Origin of the sequence: Rossellomorea sp. KS-H15a (genome assembly GCF_024195245.1) — a bacterium.
GTDB lineage: Bacteria > Bacillota > Bacilli > Bacillales > Bacillaceae_B > Rossellomorea > Rossellomorea vietnamensis.
Genome location: NZ_CP096886.1, coordinates 317805 through 331763, shown reverse-complemented (window position 1 = coordinate 331763; position 13959 = coordinate 317805). Strand labels below are relative to the sequence as shown.

The following is a 13959-nucleotide window of genomic DNA, read 5'->3' as shown; positions in this document are numbered from 1 at the left end:
TACCACGCTACCAAACTACCTCTCTAAGTTTCTAAAATCACCGTTTTTTTCGTTGACCTCTTATGAATCAGACCATACAATAATAGTAGTTATTAGTATTTTTAGAATTTTCACGTAAGGTGCGAATGCCACTTGAATAAGACAGATCATACTCGTATCGGAAAGAACGCCATGCTCCTTCTCCTGTTAGACAGGGAAGAGGAAGAGTGGAACCGTCATTTCAATGAGCTGAATTGGAGTTACTGCACCGGTAAGATCGGATCGATGGACAGCCAGAAAATCGTGGCCGCGATAGAAACAGCGGCGAAGCGGAGTGACCTGGTCCGGGAAGATCTGTACCGGGAGATGCATGCTTTGTATCACGCGATCATGGAAGCACTGACAGGGGTCACCCGCGGTCAGACCCAATTGGGAGAGATCCTGCGGACGGTGGGCTTGCGCTTCTCCGTTGTGAGAGGGACTCCGTATGAAAGTGAAGAGGAAGGCGAATGGATTGCCGTCGCGTTATATGGAACGATTGGTGCGCCCATTAAGGGGTTGGAGCACGAAACGATCGGACTTGGAATCAATCACATTTAAATAATGAGAGCCTAGAGATATTAGTTGAAAGGAGGCTCGACCAAAGGCAGAAGTCTGTCTTTGGTCGAGCCTCCTTTTTGTGTGGGAACGTGAGCCAAGAGGTCCGTCCCTCATCAAGTTAAAGCGTTAAAGAGAAAATACGAGGAATAACAGCAAATAACAATGGGAATGAACCGAAAATAGCATGTTTTCTGAGGTCCGTCCCTAAATAGAAGGAGTGAACCAACATGGTAGAGTTGACGGGTTGTAGTTTGAGTTTGGATGAGGCGAAGAGGGTCATTTATGGGAAGGAGCCTGTGGAGCTTTCGCCGCTGAGTATGGAGCGGGTGAGGAAGAGTCGCGAGGCAGTTGAGAGGATTGTGAAGGAGAAGCGCGTGGTGTATGGGATCAACACGGGCTTTGGGAAGTTCAGTGATGTGTTGATCGATGCGGATGATGTGGAGGAGCTCCAGTTGAACCTGATTCATTCCCATGCGTGCGGAGTGGGGGATCCGTTTCCGGAGAACGTATCACGGGCGATGCTCCTGTTGAGATGTAACGCTTTGTTAAAAGGGTATTCCGGCGTCAGACCGGTCATCGTAGAGCGTCTTGCTGAGTTCCTGAATAAAGGAATCCACCCGGTGATCCCGCAGCAGGGATCACTTGGAGCAAGCGGAGACTTAGCACCTCTTTCCCACTTAGCGTTGGCGCTGATGGGTGAGGGAGAGGTCCACTATCAAGGTGAAGTCCATCAAACCCTGCCGGTCCTATCAAAAGAAAACATCTTCCCGATCCAGCTTCAAGCGAAAGAAGGATTGGCACTCATCAACGGAACCCAGGCCATGACAGCTATGGGCGTGATCGGATACCTGGAAGCGGAGGAACTCGCTTTCCAAAGTGAGATGATCGCCAGTCTGACCTTGGAAGGACTTAGAGGAATCATGGATGCCTTCGACGAAGATATTCATGTAGTAAGGGGATATCCTCAACAGGTCGCTACGGCTCAAAGAATCCGGGACTACCTCGAAGACAGCAAGCTCACAACGAAGCAGGGGGAGCTGCGGGTGCAGGATGCTTATTCCTTACGATGCATCCCGCAGGTTCATGGAGCCTCCTGGCAGGCACTTGATTATGTAAAAGAAAAACTCGAAATCGAAATGAACGCAGCAACGGATAACCCGCTCATTTTCGACGACGGGGAAAAGATTATCTCAGGCGGGAATTTCCACGGGCAGCCAATCGCATTCGCCATGGACTTCATGAAGATCGCCATAGCAGAGCTTGCGAACATCTCAGAACGACGCATCGAACGACTTGTGAACCCGCAGCTCAATGATCTGCCACCGTTCTTAAGCCCGCAACCTGGTCTGCAGTCAGGCGCCATGATCATGCAATACTGCGCGGCATCACTCGTATCCGAAAACAAAACACTGGCCCATCCGGCAAGCGTAGACTCGATCCCATCATCAGCGAACCAGGAAGACCACGTCAGCATGGGAACCATCGGATCACGTCACGCCTACCAGATCCTGCAGAACACAAGAAGAGTCCTCGCCGTCGAGCTCATCTGTAACCTGCAGGCAGCGGAACATCGAGGGACGGACCTCATGGCAAGCCAGACAAAACAATTTTACGAAGCAGCGAGAAAGGTCATTCCTTCCATCACGAAGGACCGGATCTTCTCGAAAGACATAGAAAAAGCCAACGAATGGCTGCAGCAAACAACACTAAGCACACTGATCAAACCAACCAAAACAAAGGAGGAAACGACAAATGGTTAAGGCAGACAAACGAATCGTACACGTAAAAAGAGGGACGGACCTCGAATGTAAAGGATGGGAGCAGGAAGCGGTTCTTCGCATGCTCTACAATAATCTTGACCCTGAGGTAGCGGAAATTCCTGAAGAGCTTGTCGTCTACGGCGGAATTGGGAAAGCGGCCCGTAACTGGGAATCCTTCGACGCTATCGTCCATACTCTCAGAAACCTGGAAAACGATGAAACCATGCTCGTCCAATCCGGAAAACCGGTTGGTGTGTTCAAAACCCATAAAGCGGCGCCGAGAGTCCTACTTTCCAACTCAGTCCTTGTTCCAAAGTGGGCAAACTGGGAGCATTTCCACGAGCTTGATCAAAAAGGCCTTATGATGTACGGCCAAATGACGGCGGGAAGCTGGATTTATATTGGTACACAAGGAATCCTCCAAGGGACGTACGAAACGTTCGCGGCACTGGCGAAGAAACATTTCAACAACTCCCTTAAAGGGACGATTACCCTTACAGCTGGATTAGGCGGAATGGGTGGGGCGCAGCCACTTGCCGTTACGATGAACGGAGGAGTCGTGATAGCTGTCGACGTGGACGCAGAGCGCATCCAGAAGCGCCTCGACACGAAGTACTGTGATGTGAAAACCGATTCCATCGAAGAAGCATTGATGATGGCGTATGAAGCACGGGACCAGGGCAAGGCACTTTCCATCGCTCTACTTGGAAACGCAGCAGAGGTTCATCATGAGCTGCTCAAGCGTGATGTCAAAATCGATATTGTAACCGACCAAACATCAGCTCACGATCCACTAAACGGCTATGTTCCAGAAGGATACACACTCGAAGCCGCTGCAGAGCTTCGCAAGCAGGACCCGAAAACTTACACAGCACTATCACAAAAAAGTATGGCCAAACACGTGGAAGCGATGCTCGAGTTCCAACACCGTGGCTCCATCGTATTTGACTACGGCAACAACATCCGACAGGTTGCAAAAGACGAAGGGGTCGACAATGCCTTTGATTTCCCTGGATTCGTCCCGGCATATATCCGTCCATTATTCTGTGAAGGAAAAGGACCTTTCCGCTGGGCGGCACTATCAGGTGACCCGGAGGACATCTACAGAACAGATCGTCTGATCAAAGAGCTCTTCCCTGAAAATGAAGCACTGAATCGCTGGATCGATATGGCCCAGGAGCAGGTGGCATTCCAAGGCCTACCTTCCCGCATCTGCTGGCTTGGCTATGGTGAGCGTGTGAAGATGGGTCTTGCCATCAATGAATTAGTGAAAAATGGCGAGCTGAAGGCACCGGTCGTCATCGGACGTGATCACCTGGACTGTGGATCCGTCGCGTCACCGAACCGGGAAACGGAAAGCATGAAGGACGGCAGTGACGCAGTGGGTGACTGGGCGATCCTGAACGCCCTCATCAATACCGCGGCAGGCGGCTCATGGATCTCCTTCCACCACGGCGGCGGAGTAGGAATGGGGTATTCACTGCATGCCGGAATGGTCGTTGTAGCAGACGGGACGGACCTTGCGCAGGAGCGTCTGGAACGCGTCCTGACAACCGATCCTGGAATGGGCGTCATCCGCCACGTCGATGCAGGCTATGATATCGCAGAAAAAACAGCTGAAAAACACAACATTCACATCCCGATGAACAAAGGAGGAGAATAAGATGACCACTACACAATTCGACACCATCATCGACAACATCGGCCAGCTCCTGACCATGGATCATGGGGACGGACCTCTGAAAGGGGAGGCAATGAGTAGTCTCCCTGTTCTGGAAAATGCTGCGCTAGCCATCAAAGACGGTCTTGTCGCCTGGATCGGCACACACGAAGAAGCGCAATCTCTCAAAGCAACGGAACGAATCGACGCAGAAGGAAAGCTCGTCTCACCAGGTCTCGTCGACCCGCACACGCACCTGGTCTTCGGTGGCTCACGTGAACACGAAATGGCTCTCAAGCAGCAAGGTGTTCCATACTTAGAGATCCTGAAGCGGGGAGGCGGTATCCTATCTACAGTAGGTGCCACCCGCGAAGCATCGGAAGAAGAGCTTCTAACGAAGGCACGCTTTCACCTGAACAGGATGATTTCATACGGAGTCACAACAGTAGAAGCGAAAAGCGGTTACGGTCTTGACCGCGCTACAGAACTAAAACAGCTGAAAGTGGCAAAAAAGCTGAACGAAACACACCCGGCAGAAATCGTCTCCACATTCTTGGGAGCACATGCCATCCCACCGGAATTTAAAGGACGCTCCGATGAATTCCTAGAAGAAATGCTGGATCTATTAAACGACATTGAAAAAGAACAACTAGCCGAATTCGTTGACATCTTCTGCGAGACAGGCGTATTCACCGTTGAACAGTCTCGCCAGTTTTTAAAAATGGCAAAAGAAAAAGGCTTCTCCGTCAAAATCCACGCCGACGAAATCGATCCACTAGGCGGAACGGAAATGGCAACGGAAATCGGAGCCACTAGCGGAGACCACTTAGTGGGCGCTTCCGAGAAAGGCATCAAGGCACTCGGAGCAACGGACACAATCGCTGTCCTTCTACCAGGAACGTCCTTCTACCTGAACAAAGGAAAATTCGCCAACGCAAGAGGCATGCTTGAAGCGGGAGCGGCCGTCGCCCTATCAACCGACTTCAACCCGGGCAGCTCACCGACGGAGAACCTGCAGTTCATCATGAATCTGGCATCCCTGCAATTAAAAATGACGCCGGAAGAAATCTGGAACGCCGTCACCGTCAACTCAGCCTATGCTATCAACCGTGGCGACTCGGCAGGAAAGCTAGCAACAGGCCGTAAAGCCGACATCGTCCTATGGGATGTCCCGAACTATCACTACGTCCCGTATCACTACGGAGTCAACCATACCAACACCGTCATGAAAGACGGATGTATCATCTACCGCAAGGAGAAGCTTCATGAGCACATTTCAACACATTAGGCCTGCAGGAAAGGCACAGTTCAAAGACCGCTATACAACGAAAGCAGCAGAACTCCTGACACCTTGGGAAGAGGGAAAGAACGGGGACATCGCCATCATCGGCGCTCCCCTCTCAAAACCATCCATTTCCCACTCAGGAGCAAGCTTCGCACCCGATGCCATCAGACGGTGTCTGAACTCATTCACCACCTATAACATCGAAAGAGGGACGGACCTCACCGAAGACAACAAAACCATCATCGACTTCGGCGACATCACCATGCACCCGACCTCAATCGAAGAATCACATCAACGAATCTTTGAATCAACGAAAGCGGCTACCGAAGCGAACGCAGCCCCCTTTACCATCATCCTGGGAGGCGATCATTCCATCACCACGTCAACGGTCAAAGCCATCAAGGAAACGAAGGGGACGGTCGGCATCATCCAGTTCGATGCCCATCATGACCTCAGGAACACAGAGGACGGAGGACCGACCAATGGTACGCCTTTCAGGAGATTACTAGAAGGTGGCTACATCCAAGGAGAGCATCTCATCCAAATCGGCATCCGCAACTACGCCAATGCGAAAGCCTATCATGATTATGCCATCGATCAGGGTATAGCGATTCATACCATGAAAGACGTCAAGCAACAACACATAACCAAACTCATCCAAGAATCCCTGTCCCAGCTGCAAGACAAAGTCGACACCATCTACCTCTCCGTTGACATGGACGTCCTCGACCAGGCATTTGCCCCGGGCTGCCCGGCAATCGGTCCCGGGGGGATGCACCCGGATACGCTCACGGAGGCGGTCCAGACGGCACTCCAGCATCCTCTAGTCCACACCATGGACATCGTAGAGATCGACCCTACCCTTGATATAAGGGATATGACGAGCAGGGTGGCTTCCCTACTCATCATGGAAACACTGGTCAACTAGTCAAAACCTTAGCAGAGGAAGATCTTTGCTAAGGTTTTTTCTATGTTTCAGTATAGGGAAAAAGGATTATAAAAAGGAGAGGGTTTGATGGGCTTTTTCGATGCAGCCAGATCTGCTTACGACAAATTGGTGGAGCAGGGTGAGAAAAAACAAGTTGAGATGTATAAACGAAAAGATAGAATTGAAAGCAATAAATCACGATATCAGAGATATGATGATGAAACATTAAAGAGAATGTATCGTGAGGCAAATGGAGACAGCAAGTACAGTATTGGACTGGTATTAAAGGATAGGGGGTATTAAAGATGACGATGAAATCAACAGTGATCAAACGTTGTCAAAGGTGCAGGAAGGAAATAAGTTTATCCGACTACCAGCGGAATAAAACAAAAGCAGACGGTCATAATGGCATCTTCGCAAATTGTCAACGTGAAGTGAATCGAACGAATCGATAAGCGTGAATTCCCGGCTGTAAGAAGCCTAATACAATAAAACGGTAAACGCCTGGAGTCTTTTTAACTCCAGGCGTTTAGCTATTTCTTTATAGGTCCTGTTTGATCAGTGACCAACACTCTCTCTATTCAACTCATATCCGCAATGAACTTCCTTCATCCCGATCACCATCAGAAAGTGTCTGAGCTTCTTCATACTGACCTCGCCCAACTCACCCACCACATCAAACCGATCGATCACCGCACACTTTTCAATCGAAGCCTGGGTGCCACCCTGGGACTTTCGGTATGTTACCTTGTTATCCATCGCGTACGTGGAGACCATGGCTTCCCCGACCTTACAATCACCTTTTGAGAATTCGAAGTGGAATTGGATCGACATATCCATATCCGAGTATAGAGGATTTACTTTCATGCTTATGCTTTTCATCATGAAGCCCCCTTTCTGTTATTGTACTTTTATCCTATCAGAATGGAGGAAACAGGGTATTTCGCCTTAAGAACCAATATGGCAGATATTACATTAAGAAAGGAGCATTTGATTCGCTTTTCCATGATTTCTATAACTCTAAGCATATTCCTAAAAGAATATTTTAGTTTTCACCCCAAAGAAAAAAGCGCTCACCTCATTCCGGGAAGCGCTCTCATATGAAAGAAATGGTAGGATTAATAAGCGTTTGGAAGTTCTTTTTGAGGTGTAATATTATCTGCAGCTGCAGCACTTGAAACACCCGCAATGCCTAAAACAAGAACCGAAGCTGTTAGAATTGCAAGAAAACGTCTCTTCATAGGTCTTTCCTCCCTTTCTTATTCAAATGGAAATTCGATAAGATTAGTAATATACGTGTTATAATTATTAAAACATATTTTTCTAATTGGTCAAATGTGAATATAAAGTCTTATTTTATAGTTATGACGGGGGAAAATGGTATTTTCATCTATTTTCTTATAAAAATATAACTCTAAGCATATTTAGGAGAGGGTTTCATGGATTTTGCTGCAGTAGGAAAGAAAATTAAGGAATTACGGAAGAATAGCGGATTATCACAGGAAGAGCTTGCGGAGGGGATCTGTACCCAGGCCCAGATCAGTAAGATTGAAAAGGGCGATGTGTTTCCATATGCCTCTACCCTCTATCAAATATCCCAGAAGCTTGGGGTGGATGTAAACTATTTCTTTGATATTGGAACGACTCCCCGCCTTGATTACGTTCAAGAGGTGTTTCAACAGCTGCAGATCATGAGACGGAACCTTCGCTATGAAGAAATGATGGATATTGTACGGGCGGAAGAGGTAAATCCCTTATTCATGCAGAATAATAAGAATATGCAATTGCTTCTTTGGCATAAGGGGATTTATCTGTATGAAGTGGATAAGAACCTGACGGCGTCCATCGAGACGTTGCAGAAAGCCGTGAATATCACCCATGTGAAAGGGAAAATCCTGCTCGAACGGGAGATTGAAATCCTCCTCACAATCGGAGCCATCTATTTCAAGGAAAATATCGACAAAGCGTTAGAGGTGTTTGAGGAAATCAAGGGCCACCTCCAAGTATTACCCCATTTGAATGATTATACCATCAAGACCCGCTTATTTTATAATATGGCAAGGGCTTTGACGAGGTTGAACCGTATTGAAGATTCCAATAAATATTGTGAGGATGCCATCAAATGGTGTCTGCATAAAGATAGTTTATACCTCCTGGGTGAGTTGCATTACCATATCGGCTACAATTTAGAGCTTCTCAACAAACCCCAAACGGCTAAGACCTATATGGAAAAGGCACTCACAGTGTTTGAGTTGCAGGAAGATGATAAATATATCAAGTTCATATCCAACAAAATAAAAGAGCTGGAGTCCATCGATTAAGCCCCGCATGTCCTGACTATCATAGAGTTTTCACCGAGAATATAAAAAATCATTGATCTGGGTGATGAAACCATGAATGACGGTACGAATAAAAGGCAGCTATATCTGAGCGGAATTCTTACGATAGTGGGCCTGCTCATGATCCTTCTGGCAGCTTATTTCCTGATTCAGTCTATGAGGGAAACCCTCTATCAAAACCACTTCGATAAGCAGTATGAATTCCTTTCATTGAAGGAAGACGGAGTAGTGGATCCCGTGCAGGTGTTTCACGGAGTAAAGCTGAATACGTTTTTGAAAAAAGGAAATATCATCTTCGAAATAAAAGATGAACAGGAAGCCACTTGGAAAGGGGTTAAGGTCAATCCCGACACCGATGGCATGAAAGCATTTAATGAAGTGATACAGTACAAAGTGATGGTCGATAAAGAGACGGGTAAAGAGTCTTTCATCATCGCGATGCAAACCAATCCGGGAGCTAAAGGTTCAGCTCCTGTAAAGTTTAGAACGTACAGCATCAATGAAAATGGTGTGATAAAGAAAAGCGACTTCACCAATGAAACGAAATCCAAACAGGAAACTCAGTGGATCAAAGGGCTTTCCCATGAAACGTATGGGTACTACAGCAATCTGCCGTATCAGACAGGCGGAGCGACTTCATTGGTGGTATTGATCCTCCTCGGAGTGGCTTCCCTCACAGGGGGGATCTTCCTTGGGAGAAAGGTCCTCAAGAAAGAAAAAGGGGAAGCGGCATAGGCATAGGAAAGGGTGTCCCGGTTTAGGGACACCCTTTCCTATGGTATTCATTATCTTCATATGAAAAAAAGACGTGCTGTTTCACACGTCATTTTTTCGTTATAGTTCTAAATGATCTTTAAGGATCCCCTGAATCCGTTCAATCTCTTCATCAGGAATAATATAATAATAGATTCCATCAATCTTCGTCCCGGAACCGTCCTTGATCTGGATCTGCTCCATGTCTTTAGACGCGGATTTATAGTTCTTCTGGATATCCACCATTTGTTCAAACGTTAGGTTTGTCTTCACGTTGTCTCCCAACGCATCGAAGATATTATCGAAATTCCAAAGGCTTGAAACGCTGGCGCCTTCCCGGATGACCGCTTGGATGATTTCGCGTTGACGAAGCTGACGTCCGAAGTCTCCGCGTGGATCTTCATAGCGCATACGCGAAAAGGCAAGGGCTTCTTTCCCGGATAGAGTGACTTTTCCTTCGTTAAAGGTATACCCTCCAGTAGAGAAATTCAGGTCATTCTCCACCGTTACGCCTCCTACGGCATTAACGATGTCTTCGAATCCTTCCATATTGATCTTGACATAGTAATCGATCGGAATATCAAGGAGGTTCTCAACCGTATCCATGGACATCTGGACACCGCCGAATGCGTAGGAATGGTTGATCTTATCCTTTGTTCCGTGACCAATGATGTCAGTCAATGTATCACGGGGAATACTGATCATCTTCACGGATTTCACGTCGGGATTTACGGTCAGGACAATCATGGAATCAGAACGTCCCTTGTCATTTTCCCTTTCGTCTACACCGAGCAACAGAACCGAGAATGGTTCTTTGTCGTTAAATTCGACTTCTTTCGTCCGTTTAGGCGATTTGTCCCTTTCAATCGGGGAATGCATCGTCTCTACTGCCTTGTTAAGAGAATGGTAGATGCTGTAGGCGTAAGCGCCGCCTCCCAATAATAGTAGAACGAGGACAATCCCGACTACACGCAGCCATGTGCGCTTCTTTTTCTTTTTGTGTTTTTCGCTTCTCATACTGTATTTACCCTCATTTTTTTGAAATGTTTAGACTACTGTATAACATATCAAATTATTGAGAAAATGGATAGTGATTATTTACTGCGAATCTTCTTTTCCCTTTGCATCTGAAATGAAGTAGTCCGTTAAATAGTCAGCCCACAGTTCGTGTCCATCTTCATTAGGGCCATCCTGTTTCTCAGCAAGCAATGACTTGAGTTCTTCACTGTCAGGCCAAGCCGTCCAATGATCAAGGTACGTGATATCCTTCTCTTTCGCAAATTCCTTCAACCCTTCAATATCCCTCGGATAATAGGTCGCGCCATCGATCGGATGAGACGGCTGTAAGAGCATGACAACATCTTCATTCGCACCCAGCAATTCCTTAAGGAAAAATTCGATGCTGTATTGGTTATCATCAGCGCTGACCCCGCGACTGTTATCATTTAGGGAGAATGGTTCGAATAATACCATATCCGGGGCATAATCAATCACTTCGTCTGAATCTTCTCCATAGATGAAATCGGTGGAAACCGTATCATATTGAAAAATCGAAACCTCCAAGGATTCTCCGTACTCCTCTTCCAGGGCATCCTTCACTTGAACGCTCCACCCGTTTTCATCCTTCCCGAGTGCCGGAGATCCAACTAAGGCCAGCTTATACGTTTCTCCGTTGTCTACGGCTGCCTGGTAATCAGCTTGTGCCTGTTCTGGCCAGTTAGCAAACGGGACAATTTCTTCAGAAGGTTCAGCTGAAGAGGATGAGGTCACAGCTTCTGAGGATGGATTGTCAGATGTAATATTATAGGAAGAAACAGCTGTTCTTTCCTGCCAGTAGGTATTCCCCAGGTATAGAAAGGCAATACAGCTGAGACTAAGTAAAATTAATAGGAAACTTTTCATGGTTAACCTCCATTTTTATCAAAATAGTAAGAAATTATTACCAACTATGGTATTCCTCTTTAAAAGTGCAAGAATCTGTAGTTTAATAGGATAGTACGCAAAAAATTACAAGTATATTAAAATTATGACAAGGTTTGAAAAGAAATACAACAACATATGCTATAATAATACATATTTTTCGCATTAGGAGGAAGTTATGGAAGAAACCATCAGCTTGCGTGAACTCATGGAGACACTCAAGAAACGTATGAAATTAATCCTATTTATTATGCTTACTGCCATTATTGTCAGTGGAGGGGTAAGCTTTTTCCTGTTAACCCCTGTTTATCAGTCATCTACACAGCTATTAGTCAATCAGTCCAAACCCGATCAGCCTGCCTATAACCCTGGAGAAATCCAAACCAATCTTCAATTAATCAATACGTACAATGTCATCATGAAAAGCCCGGCCATCCTGGAGAAAGTCATTTCTGACCTGGATTTGAAGATGAATGCTTCAGAATTAAACAGTAAATTAACGGTTTCAAGCGAAAATGAGTCACAAGTGATCAATCTGTCAGTTCAGGACACAGATCCTTACAAGGCTGCAGAGATTGCCAACAAGACCGCTGAAGTGTTCCAGAAAGAAATCGTGAAAATCATGAACGTCGATAACGTGAGCGTTCTGGCAAAAGCGGAAGTAGGGGAGAATCAATCCCCAATCAAGCCTAAGCCACTTCTGAATATTGCCATTGCCATGGTGGTAGGTCTGATGGTAGGTGTAGGACTTGCCTTCTTATTGGAATTCCTTGATAACACGATTAAGACCGAGCAGGAAGTCGAGAAGCTATTAGGCGTCCCTGTCCTTGGATCGATTACGAGAATCAGTGATCAGGAAGAAAAGAAGAACAGTCGTACGGAGCGTAAATCACGTGTAAGAGGTGAGACACTTGGCTAAGAATATGAAGAAATTGATGATGAATACAAAACGTAAACTGGTAACGAAGACAGATCCGAAGTCACCGATCTCGGAGCAGTATAAAACGATCCGTACGAATATCAACTTCTCGTCGGTCGATCAAGAAATGCGTTCGATCATGGTGACATCTTCCGGACCCGGAGAAGGGAAATCGACGACGGCTGCCAATCTTTCCGTGGTGTTTGCGCAGCAGGGGAAGAAGGTCCTGCTAGTGGATGCGGATATGAGGAAGCCGACTGCTCATTATACCTTCAATTTAACCAACACATTTGGTTTAACGACGGTGTTAACCAGGCAAAAAGGGTTAACAGAAGTAACCAATTCATCCGATGTTGAAAACCTGGATATTTTAGCTTGCGGTCCGATACCGCCAAACCCGGCAGAACTAATGAGCTCAAGGGCCATGGAACATTTCCTGCTGGAAGCTTATAACGAATACGATGTCTTAATCTTTGACACTCCACCAATCTTAGCGGTCACAGATGCACAAGTACTTGCGAATCAGTGCGACGGAACAGTATTGGTCATCAGCTCCGGAACGACAGAAGTGGAGAGTGCCGTCAAAGCGAAAGAGCTACTGTCTTCTACGAAAGGGAAGCTGCTAGGAGTCGTGTTAAATAACAGAGAAGTGAAGGACACAAGTTACTACTATTATTATGGTAAAAAATAACATTGTTTCGACAAAATTCACCTGTTTACAAATATACCTAGTAGAGTAAAATGGTAGATAGTGTCACAGTAGGTCGAAATAACTAAAAAAAGTGAGGGGGAGTCAACATGATCGATATACACAGCCACATCCTGCCAGGAGTCGACGACGGAGCTAAGACGGTGCAGGACAGTCTGGACATGGCGAAACAAGCCGTTTCAGAAGGCATTGATACCATCATAGCGACTCCTCATCATATGAACGGGAAATATGAAAACAAGAAAATGGACATTCTTCCATTAGTAGATTCCTTAAACAAAGTACTCAAAGAAGAAAAGATTGATCTAGTCGTTCTCCCAGGTCAGGAATGCCGCATCTACGGAGAAATCCTCGAAGACTACCAAAAGGGAGACATCCTTCCTCTTAACCAGTCATCACAGTACCTATTCATCGAGTTCCCATCCAGTTCAGTACCAAGGTATGCAGAGCGTATGCTCTACGATATCCAGGTAAAAGGCCTGATACCCGTCATCGTTCACCCCGAACGCAACGCTGAACTCATCGAAAGACCGGACAAACTATATAAGCTGGTCAAAAACGGAGCAGTTACGCAACTAACCGCGTCCAGCCTAATAGGGTACTTCGGTAAAAACATCCAGAAATTTTCACAGCAGATGATTCAGGCCAATCTGACACACTTCATTGCGTCAGACGCTCACAATATACATAATCGCACCTTCAAAATGGAAGAAGCGATGGACTATGTAGACGAGAATTATGGAACCGATATGGTCTATTATTTTACAGAAAATGCAGAATTAATGATTGATGGAAAGAACATATATAAAGAGATACCTGAATTGATCAAGAAAAAGAAGTTTCTCGGAATTTTCTAATATGATTGATAGACAGGTAATACCCTAAGGTACTGTTGTCGTAGGTAAATGAGAATCAAACTGCATTCTGACAACAGTAGAAGTTTGGGAATGTCTCCTCACCATTATCGATGGAGGCACTCGGTCACGCCGTGGGTGAAGATAGCTTCGCCTTAGACGCTCGTCGTCAGTGGTGGGATGTGAGGAAGGGTTAGATGCCCACATTTACTATTTTATTAAACACAAGTAAAGAGAAGCAATGAAAGCGTTT

Annotated in this window: 16 protein-coding genes; 12 read left to right on the top strand and 4 right to left on the bottom strand. The window is 46.2% G+C overall.

Annotation, left to right across the window (positions count from 1 at the left end):
• The first annotated feature begins 132 nt into the window (after window positions 1–132).
• From hutP to M1J35_RS01455, 7 genes are all read left to right on the top strand, one after another.
• Window positions 133–579: a histidine utilization transcription antiterminator HutP gene (hutP, locus tag M1J35_RS01485; protein WP_079534321.1), complete on the top strand. Its 447-nt coding sequence runs from the start codon at window positions 133–135 to the stop codon at window positions 577–579.
• Between the two features lie 227 nt (window positions 580–806).
• Complete coding sequence (hutH, locus tag M1J35_RS01480) at window positions 807–2339, top strand: histidine ammonia-lyase (RefSeq protein WP_254652589.1); 1533 nt, start codon at window positions 807–809, stop codon at window positions 2337–2339.
• Window positions 2332–4002 (top strand): urocanate hydratase, encoded by a 1671-nt coding sequence (hutU, locus tag M1J35_RS01475; RefSeq protein ID WP_254652588.1) that lies wholly within the window; start codon window positions 2332–2334, stop codon window positions 4000–4002. Before hutH ends, hutU begins: the two co-directional genes overlap by 8 nt.
• A 1-nt stretch (window position 4003) precedes the next feature.
• On the top strand, window positions 4004–5287 hold the full coding sequence (gene hutI / locus M1J35_RS01470) for an imidazolonepropionase (protein ID WP_254652587.1): 1284 nt from the start codon (window positions 4004–4006) through the stop codon (window positions 5285–5287).
• Complete coding sequence (hutG, locus tag M1J35_RS01465; protein WP_254652586.1) at window positions 5265–6212, top strand: formimidoylglutamase; 948 nt, start codon at window positions 5265–5267, stop codon at window positions 6210–6212. Before hutI ends, hutG begins: the two co-directional genes overlap by 23 nt.
• Before the next feature lie 87 nt (window positions 6213–6299).
• Window positions 6300–6515, top strand: coding sequence for a hypothetical protein (locus M1J35_RS01460; RefSeq protein WP_254652585.1), 216 nt, complete (start codon window positions 6300–6302; stop codon window positions 6513–6515).
• A gap of 2 nt (window positions 6516–6517) precedes the next feature.
• Complete coding sequence (locus M1J35_RS01455; RefSeq protein ID WP_254652584.1) at window positions 6518–6667, top strand: hypothetical protein; 150 nt, start codon at window positions 6518–6520, stop codon at window positions 6665–6667.
• Window positions 6668–6770: 103 nt separating this feature from the next.
• On the opposite strand, the gene M1J35_RS01450 is transcribed toward M1J35_RS01455, so the two are convergent.
• Together M1J35_RS01450 and M1J35_RS22655 are read right to left on the bottom strand one after the other, a co-directional pair.
• A complete protein-coding gene (locus M1J35_RS01450; RefSeq protein ID WP_254652583.1) occupies window positions 6771–7097 on the bottom strand; it encodes a hypothetical protein in 327 nt (108 codons plus the stop codon).
• Window positions 7098–7330: 233 nt separating this feature from the next.
• Window positions 7331–7453 (bottom strand): hypothetical protein, encoded by a 123-nt coding sequence (locus M1J35_RS22655; protein WP_256503935.1) that lies wholly within the window; start codon window positions 7451–7453, stop codon window positions 7331–7333.
• Window positions 7454–7651: 198 nt separating this feature from the next.
• Here M1J35_RS22655 and M1J35_RS01445 point away from each other — a divergent pair, with 198 nt between their 5' ends.
• The gene (locus tag M1J35_RS01445) at window positions 7652–8533 is read left to right on the top strand and encodes a helix-turn-helix domain-containing protein (protein ID WP_254652582.1); all 882 of its coding nucleotides are present in this window, start codon (window positions 7652–7654) and stop codon (window positions 8531–8533) included.
• 72 nt (window positions 8534–8605) lie between these two features.
• On the top strand, window positions 8606–9286 hold the full coding sequence (locus tag M1J35_RS01440) for a hypothetical protein (RefSeq protein WP_254652581.1): 681 nt from the start codon (window positions 8606–8608) through the stop codon (window positions 9284–9286).
• A 99-nt stretch (window positions 9287–9385) separates the two neighbouring features.
• Here M1J35_RS01440 and M1J35_RS01435 read toward each other — a convergent pair whose 3' ends face one another.
• The gene (locus M1J35_RS01435; protein WP_254652580.1) at window positions 9386–10321 is read right to left on the bottom strand and encodes a polyisoprenyl-teichoic acid--peptidoglycan teichoic acid transferase TagU; all 936 of its coding nucleotides are present in this window, start codon (window positions 10319–10321) and stop codon (window positions 9386–9388) included.
• Between the two features lie 81 nt (window positions 10322–10402).
• Window positions 10403–11206 (bottom strand): SGNH/GDSL hydrolase family protein, encoded by an 804-nt coding sequence (locus M1J35_RS01430; RefSeq protein ID WP_254652579.1) that lies wholly within the window; start codon window positions 11204–11206, stop codon window positions 10403–10405.
• 196 nt (window positions 11207–11402) lie between these two features.
• On the opposite strand from M1J35_RS01430, the gene M1J35_RS01425 reads away from it, so the two are divergent.
• The 3 genes from M1J35_RS01425 to M1J35_RS01415 all read left to right on the top strand — a co-directional run bounded on the left by M1J35_RS01425 (window position 11403) and on the right by M1J35_RS01415 (window position 13709).
• On the top strand, window positions 11403–12143 hold the full coding sequence (locus tag M1J35_RS01425; protein WP_254652578.1) for a YveK family protein: 741 nt from the start codon (window positions 11403–11405) through the stop codon (window positions 12141–12143).
• A 19-nt stretch (window positions 12144–12162) separates the two neighbouring features.
• Entirely contained in the window at window positions 12163–12834 is a 672-nt protein-coding gene (locus M1J35_RS01420) for a CpsD/CapB family tyrosine-protein kinase (RefSeq protein ID WP_305882341.1), read from the top strand.
• Between the two features lie 107 nt (window positions 12835–12941).
• Window positions 12942–13709 (top strand): tyrosine-protein phosphatase, encoded by a 768-nt coding sequence (locus tag M1J35_RS01415; RefSeq protein WP_254652577.1) that lies wholly within the window; start codon window positions 12942–12944, stop codon window positions 13707–13709.
• The last annotated feature ends 250 nt before the right edge of the window (window positions 13710–13959 follow it).

Coding starts and splice junctions, on each gene's coding strand:
- hutH (WP_254652589.1), top strand. CDS start 807: ATGGTAGAGTTGACGGGTTGTAGTTTGAGTTTGGATGAGGCGAAGAGG.
- hutU (WP_254652588.1), top strand. CDS start 2,332: ATGGTTAAGGCAGACAAACGAATCGTACACGTAAAAAGAGGGACGGAC.
- hutI (WP_254652587.1), top strand. CDS start 4,004: ATGACCACTACACAATTCGACACCATCATCGACAACATCGGCCAGCTC.
- hutG (WP_254652586.1), top strand. CDS start 5,265: ATGAGCACATTTCAACACATTAGGCCTGCAGGAAAGGCACAGTTCAAA.
- M1J35_RS01460 (WP_254652585.1), top strand. CDS start 6,300: ATGGGCTTTTTCGATGCAGCCAGATCTGCTTACGACAAATTGGTGGAG.
- M1J35_RS01455 (WP_254652584.1), top strand. CDS start 6,518: ATGACGATGAAATCAACAGTGATCAAACGTTGTCAAAGGTGCAGGAAG.
- M1J35_RS01450 (WP_254652583.1), bottom strand. CDS start 7,097: ATGATGAAAAGCATAAGCATGAAAGTAAATCCTCTATACTCGGATATG.
- M1J35_RS22655 (WP_256503935.1), bottom strand. CDS start 7,453: ATGAAGAGACGTTTTCTTGCAATTCTAACAGCTTCGGTTCTTGTTTTA.
- M1J35_RS01445 (WP_254652582.1), top strand. CDS start 7,652: ATGGATTTTGCTGCAGTAGGAAAGAAAATTAAGGAATTACGGAAGAAT.
- M1J35_RS01440 (WP_254652581.1), top strand. CDS start 8,606: ATGAATGACGGTACGAATAAAAGGCAGCTATATCTGAGCGGAATTCTT.
- M1J35_RS01435 (WP_254652580.1), bottom strand. CDS start 10,321: ATGAGAAGCGAAAAACACAAAAAGAAAAAGAAGCGCACATGGCTGCGT.
- M1J35_RS01430 (WP_254652579.1), bottom strand. CDS start 11,206: ATGAAAAGTTTCCTATTAATTTTACTTAGTCTCAGCTGTATTGCCTTT.
- M1J35_RS01425 (WP_254652578.1), top strand. CDS start 11,403: ATGGAAGAAACCATCAGCTTGCGTGAACTCATGGAGACACTCAAGAAA.
- M1J35_RS01420 (WP_305882341.1), top strand. CDS start 12,163: ATGAATACAAAACGTAAACTGGTAACGAAGACAGATCCGAAGTCACCG.
- M1J35_RS01415 (WP_254652577.1), top strand. CDS start 12,942: ATGATCGATATACACAGCCACATCCTGCCAGGAGTCGACGACGGAGCT.